Raw genomic sequence first — 14,147 nt, 5'->3', positions numbered from 1 at the left:
GGATAAAACGGTCTGTTTCAGGCAGTGGCCATGGCCCGGCGTCTGGTCGTTTTCTTATGTGCGGCGGCCCCTCTTTTGGCGGTAGATTTTTTAACAGATGTTTTACGGTGAATCGTCTTTTTTGCCGCGGTTGCTCTTTTGGCAGTTGTCTTTTTGGCAGCTGTTTTCTTAGCAACAGTACGCTTAGCGGGTGTTCTTTTTGCGGTTGTTTTTTTAGCCGTTATTTTTTTTGCGGCAGCTTTTTTAGGAGCTGCTTTTTTTGCAGCTGCCTTCAGGGGAGTTGTTTTTTTAGCAGCCGCTTTTTTGGGGACTTTAGCACCTTCTTTTCTCGCCTCAGATAATCCGATGGCGATAGCTTGTTTGGAGGTTGTTACTTTTTTACCGCTTCGGCCACTTTTAAGTTTGCCTTTGTGCATCTCATGCATGGATTTTTCCACTTTCTCCTGAGACTTTCTGGAATACTTTACCATGATTTGAAGATTTAAATGGGTTGAAAAAAGAAGTAACAGGTGTAAACGAAACAAATTACACGCCAGCTGATAGCGGTCAATATCAGTCGGAAATATGGGGAAAGGAGGCTAAAACTGTGTTAAAAATTCTATGCATTGTGGAACGAATTGCCCCATCAATGGTTGCAGGGAAACCGTAAAACGCCTGTATACGGCAATTCGGCCGGTGGCATGTATATTGATCGAGTTCTACGCAATATTGTTCACTAAACTATAAAATCCAGGATTATGGAACACATCAGGTATCAACAACTCGCACCGAGTGCCGAGAACCACGAGAAGAGTCCAATAGACAAACCCAAACACAGCAAACGGGGATTTGCATCCATGGACCCTGAACAACAACGTGCTATTTCGAGAGAAGGTGGCAGGGCTGCGCACCAACAAGGTGTTGCCCACAAATTCACCTCCGAAGAAGCCCGGGCGGCCGGTAAAAAAGGTGGCGAGGCTGTAAGCCGCAACCGCGAACACATGGCGGCAATAGGCAGAAAAGGTGGCACCAACCGCGGTAAAAAGAAGAATAATGCGACCACTGAAGAAAATAACTTCTAATGAATTGAGGGATGGCGGAACGTGAATGGGATTCTCAGCTCAAAATTCGCCTTTCGTCATCCGCAATTCGTCATAATTCTTCTTATATTTAGCATAACCATCAAATCGAAGTTATGCTAGTACTGGCCAAGTTCCTGATCGCATTCGTCATGCTGGAACACCTCTACATTATGTGGTTCGAAATGTTTGCCTGGACCACCAAAGGGCCTAAGATTTTCCAGAAATTTCCCAAAGCACTATTCCCTGCCACCAAACCACTCGCTGCCAACCAGGGCCTGTACAACGGCTTTCTGGCTGCAGGACTGTGTTGGTCATTGCTCATTTCGGACCCGGAATGGGCACGGCATACTGCGGTCTTTTTTCTCGGTTGCATAGCAGTAGCCGGGATTTACGGCGCGCTGACAGCCGATAAAAAGATCTTCCTGGTACAGGCGCTTCCTGCACTGGTTACCCTGATATTGCTTCACCTGGCGTAAACTGAGACTCAAATGATCGATGAAGCAGATATCAGGATTGGCAACTATGTGGCTTATTTTGACTATAATATGGAGGAATCAGTTTTTGCAGTGGAAGGGATCCTGGATGGTTATATCTACAATTCCGGGTTGCCCAAAAGCAAAATCTCCTGCGAAAAAGCCAACCCGGTGCTACTGGACCTCTACCAGCTGATTAAATTCGACTTTATCCGCGGCGTGCCCGAGGAAGGAGAAGATGAAAACATCTATTCCCTGAAATATAACCGGCTCAATAGCCTGCATATCCGCTATGAAAACGGCTGTTTTCAACCGGTAACGGAATCCGCCAACGGATTTGTGCCCTACGGCCGCCCGCTGGTGCATGTACATCAGTTGCAAAACCTGTTTCATGCCCTCAGCCGCGATGAACTAACCCTATGATCCCTGTGCCGGTACAAAAACGGCAAGGGCGCGAGGCACCACCTCGGCTGCCACTTCATTTACCTTTCCCATATACTCCCCGTCAATCTGGAATTCCGCCTTTTTAGGCGTATGGATATATACCTTCCTTGCCCGGATGATCTCTGTTTTATGCGGGTTAAACGGGCGGCGGATAAACAACATTTTGAATGTTTCCAGCAGAGAAATTTTCTTTACCAGCACCACCTCAAAAATACCGTCGCTCAGATCACTGACCGGATTAATGCAGGCTCCCGTCCCATATTTGCCGGCATTGGCCAGTACAATCATAAAAGCCTCCCGCGACACCAGGTCAGCTCCGTTGTCTATTTCCACCGCAAACCGCTGCCGGTACCAAAACGTTTTCAGCACCACCCGCGCATAGCCTGCCATGCCCCGCACGCCGGACCGCTGAAAATACTTCACCAGCAAAGCATTCAGCCCAATATCACTCAGGTGGATGGATATTTCACGGCCATTGATGCGTATCACATCTATTTTGCGGACATGCGCCTGTAATATCAGTTCCAGCGCCGCGTCCCAGGATTCGGGGATACACAGGTCCCGCGCCATGCCATTGGCCGAACCCGCCGGCAGGATGCCCAGCGGAATGTCTGTGTTCAACAGGCACGAGGCCACCATCTTTACCGTGCCGTCACCGCCGGCGGCCACCACGCCATCCCACCCGCCTTCGTGCAACAATTGCTGCAAACGGGCTTGGTCACCCGTGGGATTGCCTGTCAGCAACAGCAACTCACCCCGGACGTTCGACTGACGTGCTAAAAAACGTTGGACTACTTCTTGTGGAGCAACTTTCCGGGCAGCTCCCGAAGCGGGATTAATGACAAATAATAATCTTAACTTCTTTTCCATTTCAGTAGCATGACATGATATGCATCCATCCGGCAAATACAAATATGACGCCGCAAAAGACAGCCGCTCCCGGCGATGGTGGGCACGTATTGGAATCAACACCGCCCCGGTGGTAAAAGTTTACCATGGATACGGCCATGAAGGCGAGTTACAGGTATTCGGACATGTACTCTCCCGCAGCCCCGTTACGGAGAGGCGTACCCGTTATCACCTGCTGGCCAATATCTGGGCACTGCTGCGGCTGTTCATGGTAAAACCCAAGCCCCACGCTACCGTACAACTACTATGGCAGGACCGCACCATCCATGCGCAGACAGCAGACGATGGCTTTTTTCACTTTCAATGGAAACCGGAATATCCTACTCCTGCGGGTTGGCACGCTGTAACGGTAACGCATACACAAAACGGGGAGACTATCGCGGAAGGCACCGGCGAGGTGTATATTCCCCATCGTACACAGTTTTGCTGCATCTCTGACATCGATGACACGTTCCTCATCTCCCATTCGGAACAGGTGTTCCGAAAACTGAAAGTGCTCCTTACCCATAATGCTGCCAGCAGACGGCCCTTCGACGGCGCTGTGCGCCACTATCAGTTGCTCAGCCACGGACATACCGTACCACCTATTCCCAATCCATTCTTTTATGTGTCCAGCAGTGAATGGAACCTGTACGATTATATCCGGGAATTTTCGGATACATGGCAGCTGCCGGAGGGCGTTTACCTGCTTAATCAATTAAAACTATTCTCCCAGCTGCTGAAAACAGGCCGGGGGAAACATCATACCAAATTCACCCGTATAGCCCGTATACTGGAAAGTTATCCTCACATGCCCTTTGTCTTGCTGGGAGATGATACCCAGCAAGACCCCTATATTTATGAGGCTATCGCCCGCCACTTCCCCCGCCGCATCATTAGTGTATACCTCCGGCATCTCTCCGATGAAAAAAAACCGGAGGTGCAGGCTGTCATCCACAACCTGGAGGCACAGGGTATTGCGTGCTGTTATTTCAGGCACAGTGAAGAGGCGATCGCGCATTCGCGCCGGATGGGGCTTATTGCTCCCCTGCCGGCATCCTGGTGACAATCGTGCAGGAGAACCGGGCTGTCACTGGCATGGTGCGGACCCTAAACTCGCCGGGAGATAAATACTTTTCTACCATAGGCAGCGACGGCGCATAATGATAACTGCCACCGGGGCGCAATGCCCGCAGGACCTCCATGTATTTGGCGGCATACCGCGCACAATCAGGACTGTTCCGATGATGATGATGCAGAAAATGATTGGAGAAGGAAAGATTAGAAACAATGGTACCCCAGTGGCCCGCTGGCAGAACGAAGTCCAGCCAATCGCCAGCTTTCAGGTAGGCCTCCGGAGCCGCAATAAACCGGTCCACCCCATAGGCAGCCACACCCTGTTGCTGTAACAAACGTACCAGTCTCGCCTCAGCACCGCAGCCGATATCCAGTACCGGCTCCTTCAGTGTGGCCAGGTCCAGTTGTAATACATTCAATTGCAATGCGGCCGCATATTCTGCGCAGACGACCGGCTTCAATTGAGCGTCGGCGTTGGTATAATATGTTTCGAAAAAAGGATGCGTATGTTGCAGCCACTGCTGTAAACGCCTTGTATGGCGGGCGGTCAGCTGTGCTTCACGGAAACTGCCGGATACCGCTGCGGCCACCATATCATCTACCAGGGCAATATATACTTCCCGCAGCGCTGATGTATTGGCGGCAGCCATATCAAAATACTGGTTCACTTCACAGAAAGCACGGCGGGCGCCGGCTGTCAGATAATCCACCACTTCAGTTGTCCTGCCCGCATCACGCAGGGCCAGTATCTCCGGTGCGCCTTCCCTCACCAGGCGGCGGGTAAACGGTGACCAGGCGATCTCATTTCCCGGATAAAAAAAATTATGCCGGGCATGCTGTTGGTACTGGCCATCAATACTATGGCGGATAAGGGCGGATATCATGCTGCAAAGATATGTCAAAAAAAAGCAGTCAGGCTGTGGGGCCTGACTGCTACTAAAACAATTTAACTATAATGTATATACGAAAAGTCAATGCCGGTTGCCATGCATCAATTGGTCCACCACCTGGTGGAAAGACCCGGCATTTGTCACTGCGCCATCATTCACAAAAAATATCTCATCCGCATTTTCGATGGTATTGAGGCGGTGTGCGATAATGACCCGGGTGGTGGTAGCCGGTAAATTATCGAGTATTTCGCTCAACAGTTGTTCTGTCACCGTATCGATATTGGCGGTGGCCTCGTCCAGGATCAGGAGATCGGGCTTGCGCAGTACTGCCCGCATAAAAGCGATCAGCTGCTTTTGTCCAAGGCTTACGCCCTCTCCGGCCGACTGCACCTGGGTTTCCAGTCCTTTCTCAAACAGGCCCAGTAATTTTTCCAGATTGGCCGTACGGATCACCTCCTCCAGTTGATCGTTGGTGTAGTTTTCATATTCCTCGTTGCCATACAGGATATTTTCCCGGACGGTACCGGTAAACAGGATGGGGTCCTGCAGGATGAACCCGATGCGGCGGGTGCGTTCCGCCGGATCAAAGGAGCGAATATCCTTTCCATCGAGCAGTACACGGCCTTTTACCGGGTCGTACAGGCGGGCAATCAGTGAAGCGGTGGTGGTTTTGCCGCCACCGGTTGGGCCCACCAGCGCATAGGTTTTCCCTTTCTCCAGGCTGAGATTGATGTTGTGCAGTATTTCCCGGCCTTCGTCATAACCGAAATGCACCTGCTTCATTTCCAGCAATGGCGCAGCTTCCTGCCTGGTGTGATCGTCGATGGTACCCATATTATTTTCCAGCACCAGTATCTCCGAGATACGTTCCCATCCGGCCATGGCTGTCTGGAAGTTGGCCCACAGCGCCGCCAGCTGCCGCAACGGGCTGTAGAAGTAGTTGGCATAAGCGATGTAGCTGACCAGCAATCCTATGGTAAAGGAACCAGTGCTGATCAGGTGCACGCCATAAACGAGTATCAGCAGTTGTGCCACACTGGACATCAAACTATAAAACGGCAGGAATACATTATTGGCAATCCCCATAGCGGTAGCCGATGTATAGTTTTTTTGGTTGGCTTCATTAAAACGCTGCATGAAATAGTCACGGCGGCCAAAAGCCACTACCACCTTGAAATTGCTGAGGCTTTCCTGAATTTCTGCACTCAGTCCGCCCACTGTTTTCAGGTTCGCCGCATTTTTCTTTTTTACCCAGGGAGACAGCAGCCGGGTAAAAATCAGGGACAACAATGCAGGCAGCAATGCCAATGCGCCCAGCTTTATGTTCAGTGTCAGCAGGAAAATACCAGCGCCGGTCATGGAAATAATGCTACCCACGAACTGCATCAGGGACTGTGAAAAAAACTGGTTGAGTTTATCGGTGTCACTGTTTACCCGGGAGATGAGATCGCCTGCTTTGTTCTGGTTAAAGAAGGCCACCGGTAGCTGCTGCAACTTGTGAAAAACCGCATTGCGCAGGGTGTAGAGCGTACGTTGCCCTACCGTGCCCATGAGTTTTGTTTGCAGGTAGTTAATACCGAAAGCCGCCAGGTAAACCACCAGCAGCACAGCGGAATATACCAGCACCCCGTGATACTGCTTGTGCATCACGTAGGTATCGATGACATAAGCTGTCAGCAAAGGACCCAGGAGGTTCAGGCCTGAGTTGCCGATGGTGGCCAGCAATGCCACTGCCAGTTTGCTTTTTTCGTGGGAAATCAGCTGTAACAGGCCTTTGAAAGCCGCGTAGTTAGACACGCCTTTTCCCGTCACAGGTTTATTAAGATTGTAATTCATAGTTGCTGGTGCTTTGCTGGGAGTTAAAAATCTGTACATAGTCCGGGCTTTTCTCCATGAGTTCTTCATGGGTGCCGGCCGCGATCATTTCGCCCTGCATGAGCAGGATGATCTGATCGTAATGGGTGACAGCCCCGATTTTCTGGGTAACAGACACGAGGGTAAGATCAGGGTAGTTCTGGTGCACATTGGCCAGAATTTTCCGCTCAGTGCGGGTATCCACGCGGGCGGTAAAATCATCCAGCAGCAGTATTTTCGGGTTCAACGCCAGCGCACGGGCCAGCATGAGCCGTTGTTTCTGTCCGCCGGAGAGGCTGGTGCCACGCTCCGATACAATGGTGCTGAGCTTTTCCGGTAGCTGATCGGTAAATTCCTTTACCTCCGCCGTGGTGATCGCTTTTTCCAGCGAGGCATCGGTGACCACATCACTGAAGGCGATATTTTCCCGGACGCTCATATTGAAGACCACGCTGTCCTGGAATACAAACCCCACCTGTTGGTGAAAGGATTCGCTTTCATAAGCCGCGATATCTTCACCATCAATTTTTATGGCCCCTTCATTGGGTTTGGTGAGCCGCATCAACAGGTAGAGCAACTGTGTCTTACCAGCCGCCGTTGGCCCGATGATCGCTATTTTAGACCCGGCTTTCACGGAGAAGGAGATATCTTTCAGAACCGGCTTTTCACCGTAGCTGAGTGACACGTGTTCACAGGAGATACTGCCATCGAGTTTTTTGACGAGGGTGCCGGTTTCCAGCATGTCCGGGGAATTCAATACGCCGCTGATACGTTGGTAGGAAGCCGTTGCCTGCGCAATAACGTTACTCATAAAACCTATTACGAGAACGGGGAATATCAGCAGCGTCAGGTAGCTGTTGAACGCAGCAAAGTCGCCTATGGTCATGCTCCCGTCGATCACAAAGCGGCCGCCCAGTGCGAGAATCGCCAGACCCGTCATATTGGCCGTGAAAACGATGACCGGAATCAGGCCGGCAAACAGCCGCAGGATGGAAAGCCCGAATTCCAGTGCCTTTCCGTTTGCATCGAGGAATTTTTCATACTCCCGTTGCTGTGAGTTCACCACATTGATGAGCGCAGCACCGAGAATACTTTCGTTGATCACCTTGTTAAGCCGGTCCATGACTTCACGGCTCTTCAAAAACAAGGTCCGTACTTTTTTCAGCACGAGGAAAAACGTAATCCCCATGATCGGGATGGCTGCTATTACCACCAGGGCGAGTTTCCAGTCGATAGTCAATAGCAGGATGCTGGCGCCGATAATAATGAAGAACGACGACACCAGTGATACGATGGCCTGGGACACGAACAGTTTGATAGAGTCCACATCCGCAGTGAGATTGGTGAGCAACCGGGATGGATTGGACTGCTCCATCCAGGCATAACTTTGACGGGATATTTTTTCCGCCAATTGTTCACGCAGACTTTTAGCCACCTTTTCCGATGCGTAAGTCTGGATGATGTTTTGAAAATAAGTAAATACGAAGATCAGTAAGGCCGCCAGGCCAAATTTGATGATCAGGGGTTCATAGGCGAAAATGCCATGGGAAAAGTCATCAATACCATGCCCGATGATTTTAGGCAGCCACAGGTTCAGGCTGTTGCCCAGCAGGGCAAACAACACCAACAGGGCTATCAGTCCTTTGTATGGCCGTAACAATCCAAAGATACCTGACGGTTTTTTCTCCTTTACGGAAGGTTGTTTCATATAGTTGGGCGGTGATTAGTGTGTGAGTGCATGGTGAGCGATCATACAAACTTATAAACTTAAAAACACAAAGTCAATATCAAAAAGGACGACGAACAACCTTCAGAAATATTGTAGTTATCAACTTATTATTTTTTGACGACACAAAAATATTGAACAGTGTTCAAATTTTGAAACAATATTATAAAAATCATGAGAAAAACTTTTTCATCAACGATGGAATTTATGGTCCGGCACCGGGGAAAGCAGTGCCACCGGGCAATTCTGCGTACCTGGCAACAACAGCTCGCCATTTTGTGCTGTCAGGACTTCGCCGGTAAAAACGTTTTTCCATTTTAGCGGTGCGTTGGCAGGGAGGGTCAACGGTGCCAGGTCATGTTTGCCCAGATGCGCAGCCGGCAGCAACGGCGCTACCACAATGCACCAGTCCTGCCGGTATTTACGGGCGTAGGCGATCTGGCTGCTCCTCTCCCCGCCTATCAGCGGAATATATTCTCCGTGGATAAACAACGAGGTATGTGCATTCCTGAGTTGCAACGCTTTACTGACCAAATACAGCTTTTCTTTCCCTACTGCGGACTTGGCACCTGCATGTTCTTTCGGCCATCCGGGGGCATGGTCTTCCTCCTGCCATCCTGCCAACAATTTACGCCGCAGGGAATAGTTGACCAGATGGCGGCCATCGTTGCTACCGGCACTAAAATCCCACAACTCACACCCCTGATAAATATCCGGTATACCTGGTGCAGTTATTTTGATCAGTGTTTGCGCCAGCGAAAAAATATGCGCATGTACTCCCAGTTTTTCTGCCAACTGGTGCATGCCTTCCATAAAAGCACTGCCAGGTGACAGTATTTTTTCGATGAACTGCAGACAGGCCAGCTCATAAGCAGTATCCGGCGACAGCCAGCTGCTATGCACTTTCGCTTCCCTCACCACTTTCAGAAAGGTGGCGGTGATATGGGCAACAAAATCCGCATCCGCCTCTGCTGAAACGGGCAGGCAGGCCAGCACGGCCTGATAGAGAAAATATTCATCATTCAGGTCTGGTGCCGGTTGTTCTTCGATCAGTGTGACATAATCGCGGTTCATCGTATGCCAGGCCTGCACCTGTTGAATCCAGATGTCCGGTATAATGGTCAGGGCATTGAGCCGGATGCGGGCATCCTCTCCCCAGCGGGTATCATGGGTGGCGGTAGTATTGAGGGAGAAAGGCGACAGGTACTGCCGCACGGTCATCCGTTCGTGGAAACCGTCGAGCGTGCATTTGTTCTGCACCGGCGAGTCACCGGCTTCGTTATGCGACAACAATGCATTGTAAACGTAGAACAGGGTCTCCTCCACTCCCTCCCGGTACAGCTGTCCTGCGAACTGGGTGATTCTTTTCAGCAGGGTTAGTGCGGCCACGACCTGCTGTTGTTTTTTATCGGTGTCCCAAAAGGAGCGGATCAGTTCCAATGCGGTGCCTGTTGCCGGGTTACGCAGAATGGCTTCTTCCACGGCCTTGTCCAGCTGCTGCGTATCTGTCAGCGACAAAGGCCATCCCTCCGGATAGATACGATTTGCGGGCAGGCACACCATAAAATCACCCATCGCCATTTTGAGCCGGCCTTTGTCTGTTTCAGGCAGCACCAGTTTCAGTCGAAACACTTCTCTCACCAGGTTGTCCCACTCCCCATTCATATGCTTTTCCAACACCAGCTGTTTTTTGCTGCGTGCCAGTTTGGGGTACTGTGAAAGGTTCGGAAAATGTGTACGGTAAAAGCGGCCCAGCTTTTCCATACCTTCCTCATCTGTCAGCAACTGGCTCACACCGGCCAGAAAATCGTAGCCGGTACTCCCCTGCAACGCCCACCGCTCTGGCAATGTTTCATGGCCTGCCAGTATCTTTTCCGCGATGATGTAACAATTATTGCCAAACAGTTCGCGCAGATGATAGATGTATTGTGCCGGGTCCAGCAGCCCATCTATCTGATCAATACGCAGGCCCTGGATAATACCTTCCTGGTACAACCGGTGCAGGAAACCATGGTATTCGTCAAACACCATTTTGTCTTCCATGCGCAGCGCGATGTGTTCATTAACCCCGAGGAAGCGGCGGTAATTGATACGAAAATCCGCTTCACTCCTTGTCGTGAAAGTATAACGTTGCAGTTCCAGCAACTCATACAGCAACGGTGTATTCTCGTTGACCAGATGCAGTAATGGCAGAAAGGCCTGTTTGCGGGGCGGCTTCAGTATAGACTTCATGGCGTCCCAGTCCAGCAGGGAGCGGCGTTGAAGAATATTGGCCTTCATTTCCGTGAGCCATGCTTTCACCGGGTCCATTCCTGCCGGCAGGATGCTTAGCAGCCATTTATAGCTTTGTGCAGACAGCGGCCATGATTGTCCGCCTGCTGCCAGCCCCAGTCCCAGCCTGCTGTAGCTAAGACGGATACCGCCATCGGCCATGGTTTCCCGCAGGCTCTTTTTAAGGAAAGGCATCATCAGTTTCCCATGCAGGTCAGCATCCGGATGGTGCCAGTCGATATCAAAATAGTTGTAATACGGCGAGGCGGTCCCTCTTTCCAATGCATCTGTGAGGCGGGTATTGTTACAATGGAATGCCATGTAATTGGGAACGATGTCCTGTATCCAGCTCATGCCCAGTGAGCGGAGTTTTACATGCAGCTGGCGCATATGCGCGACGGAGCCGATGGTGCTGTTAATTTCACGGGGATTGGTAATATCATAGCCATGCAGGCTTCCGGGCGCTGTTTCGAAAACCGGTGAGGCATAAATAGTGGTGATACCCAGCTGGTGCAGGTAATCGAGCTGTTTCTCCAGGTCAGTAAAGGTAAAGTCCCTGTTAAACTGTATGCGGTAGGTAGCTACCGGGGTAAAGAACTCATTCCTCATGATGCGCCATTTCATATACAACAGCCGAGAGGGGCTGCAGCAAAATCGATTCATTCTCCAATACTTCATCAGCGGCTTTCACACCCGGACCGTTCCACATTTCATGGGCGGAATCAAATATCTTCTTTAATGGTGTTGGGGCCATATGACGATAAGTTTGCACTGCCTTATCAAAATTCAATATTATCAACACCGTATCCTGTCCGCTGGTTCGTTTCACGACCAGTAAAGGCAACTGACCGGCAGGATATATCTGCAGGGCATCATTGGAGATGGCTCGCATAGCGGGGCGGTGTTTTCTGAAGGCGATCAGAAAACGGTAACAGGCCAGCATAGCAGTATTAGCCTCCGTTGTAGTGTCCCACTGTAGCCGGCTGCGCAGGAAGGTGTCTTCCAATTGGGGGTCTGGTATGGACTTGTTCGTATTAAAAAAAGCGGAAAACCAACGGCTCCGGTTCTTTTTCATTTTTTCCACCAAGTCGGGGTCTCCGTGAGCAGTAAAAAACAAAAAGGGGGACTTCTCTCCGTATTCTTCTCCCATAAACAATAAGGGGATAAAGGGAGACAAAATCACTGCTGAGGCTGCCAACTTCAGGGCTTCAAAAGACACCAATGTAGTGAGCCGTTCTCCCAGCATCCGGTTGCCTGTCTGTTCATGATTTTGAGAGAAAACCACGAAATGCCGGGCATCGCTGTCTGTCAATTGACGGCCAAACTTCCTTTTACGAAACGAAGAATATTGCCCGGTATATACGAAAGCGTTGGTAAAAGCACGCGCCAGGTGGGCCACTTGCCCAAAATCTTCATAGTACCCTTGTGTTTCACCGGTCAGCAGGCTATGGAGCGCATGGTGGAATTCATCTGCCCATTGTGCCGTAAAGCCGTATCCACCGGCAGATACGGGATTGGTATAACGGGGATCGTTCAGATCTGTGGAAGCGATAAGCAGCTTTCGCCTGCCGGTTTGCTGTTCCAGCTCCTGCACCGCTGCTGACAATTGCCAGGTGAAGTGCTGTGCGCTGTTATCCTGACAGGCATGCAACGTATCCAGCCGCAGTCCGTCGACATGAAATTCATCCAGCCACATCAGTGCGTTCTGGATATAAAAATCACGTACCGGATCGCACCACGCATCGTCGAGATTGAGGCCGGTACCCCACGGGGTGGTATATTTTTCAGTGAAATAAGGACCGTAATCGGGCTGGTAGTTTCCTTCGGCGCCGGAACGGCAGAAAGGCAGGTCCAGGATAACGGCCATTCCAAGATGGTGGGCTGTATTGACCAGCGCCTTAAAATCGTCGGTAGCACCGTACCGGTTATGCAACGCGAATGGATAAACGCCATCATATCCCCAATTCCGGTCGCCGGGGTATTGGCATACCGGCATCAATTCTATGGCAGTGATGCCCAGGGCTTCCAGGGCAGGCAACCGCTCACGGGCAGCCTGGAAGGTACCTTCCGGGGTAAAGGCGCCTATATGTATTTCATAAATAATCAGGTCTTCCGGCTGGATGCCTTTCCAGCCCTCATCGGTGAAGGCAAAGCTGGCGGGATCTGCCACACAGGAAGCGCGGTGTACGGTACTTTCCTGCCGTCTGGAAGCAGGGTCTGGCCGCTGCAGGTGTTCATCCAGCAAGTAATAATAGTGCATGCCATCTGCGACATCCTGTACCGTGACACTCCAGTAGCCGTTGTCTTCCGGGGTGAGCGCGTAGGCCACTTCTTCCCCACCCAGCAGGAGTAGCGTGACACTCTTCCTGAATGGCGCCCATACACGGAAAACACATTCTCCGTTTTCTTTCAGCAATGCCCCTTGTTGTTGATAACGTGTCATCATCTCACCGGTATTTAAGACAAGGAAATATTTCACGCCAACCCCGTTGAAAGCAAGGCTACTGATACACTACACCAATACCGCAGCGGGTAGTGCGTCGGCAACCTGCTGAGACAGTGTGGCTTGTTTTGCACTGACCGTTTCAAATATCAGCCTTAGTCCGTCACGCAGCGCGTGCAGATTCGAAGGTTTTACCATCCAGTCGGTAGCGCCCATAAATTTCATCCGGGTCATATCCTCCGGATCAAATGATGGGGCGTAAAAAATAACAGGAACATCCTTTAACAGTTGCGACTGCAGTATCTCTTCAAGCTGACGGACACCATCCACCGCCGGCCGGCGGGTATGCAGGAAAATATAATCCGGTTTGCCCGGCTGCCGGGTAGCATAAGACAACGCATGGGCGGCGTTATCAAAGCAAATACAGGCTTGGGTTACCTGTAACAGATCGAGCGCAAGAAAAAACTGGTTTCTGTTATCACGAACATCATCAATCAAAAAGCAGGAAATCTTCTGTTTCATTGTTACGGATAGTTTATTCACATGGTAAATGAAATGGTTAACAACCGGCAGGCCCCAAAAGGAATGCCGGCGCAAAATTACGACATAATCACAACACGATCGCCTGGTTTTTTATGGTGTAGACAAAAATCCCGTTTCGTGTAAAAGGACCTCCACGGTAATAGTTGGAGACCGTCAAAACCGGAAAATAAAAAACCGGCAGTCATTTTTTGGTGACCCCGGTCATATGCGGGATTAAAATTTGTTTAACCCATTGCACTACTATATACGTCTTCTTGTTGTGCCGGATGATGGTTCTGTCCGAATATCTTTTGTTTCGTATGTACATCATCTTCCATAACACCGGCAGAGCGGTCAATCATCCTGTCCCTGCTTTTTTTGACCAAATAGATAATCAACCCTGCGGCCGCAGTACCTACAATGGTGGATGCCAACAATATTTTTTTCATGGTGATGAAGTTTTATTCAGTAGCATTCCGCCAAGAGTTGTGCCACGAA

At 50.5% G+C, this 14,147-nt stretch carries 13 protein-coding genes; 4 read left to right on the top strand and 9 right to left on the bottom strand.

Annotated elements, in window-relative coordinates; genetic code table 11:
* Nucleotides 1-17 precede the first annotated feature (17 nt).
* A complete protein-coding gene (locus HHL17_RS33600; RefSeq protein ID WP_240975908.1) occupies nucleotides 18-524 on the bottom strand; it encodes a DUF6496 domain-containing protein in 507 nt (168 codons plus the stop codon).
* 213 nt (nucleotides 525-737) lie between these two features.
* Here HHL17_RS33600 and HHL17_RS18570 point away from each other — a divergent pair, with 213 nt between their 5' ends.
* From HHL17_RS18570 to HHL17_RS18560, 3 genes are all read left to right on the top strand, one after another.
* Nucleotides 738-1,061 (top strand): KGG domain-containing protein, encoded by a 324-nt coding sequence (locus HHL17_RS18570; protein WP_169226312.1) that lies wholly within the window; start codon nucleotides 738-740, stop codon nucleotides 1,059-1,061.
* A 113-nt stretch (nucleotides 1,062-1,174) separates the two neighbouring features.
* A complete protein-coding gene (locus tag HHL17_RS18565; protein WP_169226311.1) occupies nucleotides 1,175-1,537 on the top strand; it encodes a DUF1304 domain-containing protein in 363 nt (120 codons plus the stop codon).
* A 12-nt stretch (nucleotides 1,538-1,549) separates the two neighbouring features.
* On the top strand, nucleotides 1,550-1,957 hold the full coding sequence (locus HHL17_RS18560; RefSeq protein ID WP_169226310.1) for a hypothetical protein: 408 nt from the start codon (nucleotides 1,550-1,552) through the stop codon (nucleotides 1,955-1,957).
* On the opposite strand, the gene HHL17_RS18555 is transcribed toward HHL17_RS18560, so the two are convergent.
* Nucleotides 1,952-2,848: a diacylglycerol/lipid kinase family protein gene (locus HHL17_RS18555; protein WP_169226309.1), complete on the bottom strand. Its 897-nt coding sequence runs from the start codon at nucleotides 2,846-2,848 to the stop codon at nucleotides 1,952-1,954. The two genes, HHL17_RS18560 and HHL17_RS18555, sit on opposite strands and share 6 nt — an antisense overlap.
* A 19-nt stretch (nucleotides 2,849-2,867) precedes the next feature.
* Between HHL17_RS18555 and HHL17_RS18550 the strand changes: the two genes are divergently transcribed.
* The gene (locus tag HHL17_RS18550) at nucleotides 2,868-3,932 is read left to right on the top strand and encodes an App1 family protein (protein WP_169226308.1); all 1,065 of its coding nucleotides are present in this window, start codon (nucleotides 2,868-2,870) and stop codon (nucleotides 3,930-3,932) included.
* On the opposite strand, the gene HHL17_RS18545 is transcribed toward HHL17_RS18550, so the two are convergent.
* From HHL17_RS18545 to HHL17_RS18515, 7 genes are all read right to left on the bottom strand, one after another.
* On the bottom strand, nucleotides 3,904-4,827 hold the full coding sequence (locus HHL17_RS18545) for a class I SAM-dependent methyltransferase (protein WP_169226307.1): 924 nt from the start codon (nucleotides 4,825-4,827) through the stop codon (nucleotides 3,904-3,906). The two genes, HHL17_RS18550 and HHL17_RS18545, sit on opposite strands and share 29 nt — an antisense overlap.
* A gap of 87 nt (nucleotides 4,828-4,914) precedes the next feature.
* Complete coding sequence (locus tag HHL17_RS18540) at nucleotides 4,915-6,669, bottom strand: ABC transporter ATP-binding protein (protein WP_169227189.1); 1,755 nt, start codon at nucleotides 6,667-6,669, stop codon at nucleotides 4,915-4,917.
* Nucleotides 6,653-8,395, bottom strand: coding sequence for an ABC transporter ATP-binding protein (locus tag HHL17_RS18535; protein WP_169226306.1), 1,743 nt, complete (start codon nucleotides 8,393-8,395; stop codon nucleotides 6,653-6,655). Before HHL17_RS18535 ends, HHL17_RS18540 begins: the two co-directional genes overlap by 17 nt.
* A 210-nt stretch (nucleotides 8,396-8,605) precedes the next feature.
* A complete protein-coding gene (gene treY, locus HHL17_RS18530; protein ID WP_169226305.1) occupies nucleotides 8,606-11,293 on the bottom strand; it encodes a malto-oligosyltrehalose synthase in 2,688 nt (895 codons plus the stop codon).
* Nucleotides 11,283-13,130 (bottom strand): malto-oligosyltrehalose trehalohydrolase, encoded by a 1,848-nt coding sequence (gene treZ / locus HHL17_RS18525; RefSeq protein WP_169226304.1) that lies wholly within the window; start codon nucleotides 13,128-13,130, stop codon nucleotides 11,283-11,285. The genes treY and treZ overlap by 11 nt, the downstream gene beginning before the upstream one ends.
* 66 nt (nucleotides 13,131-13,196) lie before the next feature.
* A complete protein-coding gene (locus HHL17_RS18520; RefSeq protein WP_169226303.1) occupies nucleotides 13,197-13,649 on the bottom strand; it encodes a response regulator in 453 nt (150 codons plus the stop codon).
* Nucleotides 13,650-13,894: 245 nt separating this feature from the next.
* A complete protein-coding gene (locus tag HHL17_RS18515; protein ID WP_169226302.1) occupies nucleotides 13,895-14,098 on the bottom strand; it encodes a hypothetical protein in 204 nt (67 codons plus the stop codon).
* Between the last annotated feature and the right edge of the window lie 49 nt (nucleotides 14,099-14,147).

The organism is Chitinophaga fulva, from assembly GCF_012927205.1.
Taxonomy (GTDB): Bacteria; Bacteroidota; Bacteroidia; order Chitinophagales; family Chitinophagaceae; genus Chitinophaga; species Chitinophaga fulva.
The sequence above is the reverse complement of the archived record's forward strand: the minus strand, read 5'-3'. Positions and strand labels throughout refer to the sequence as shown.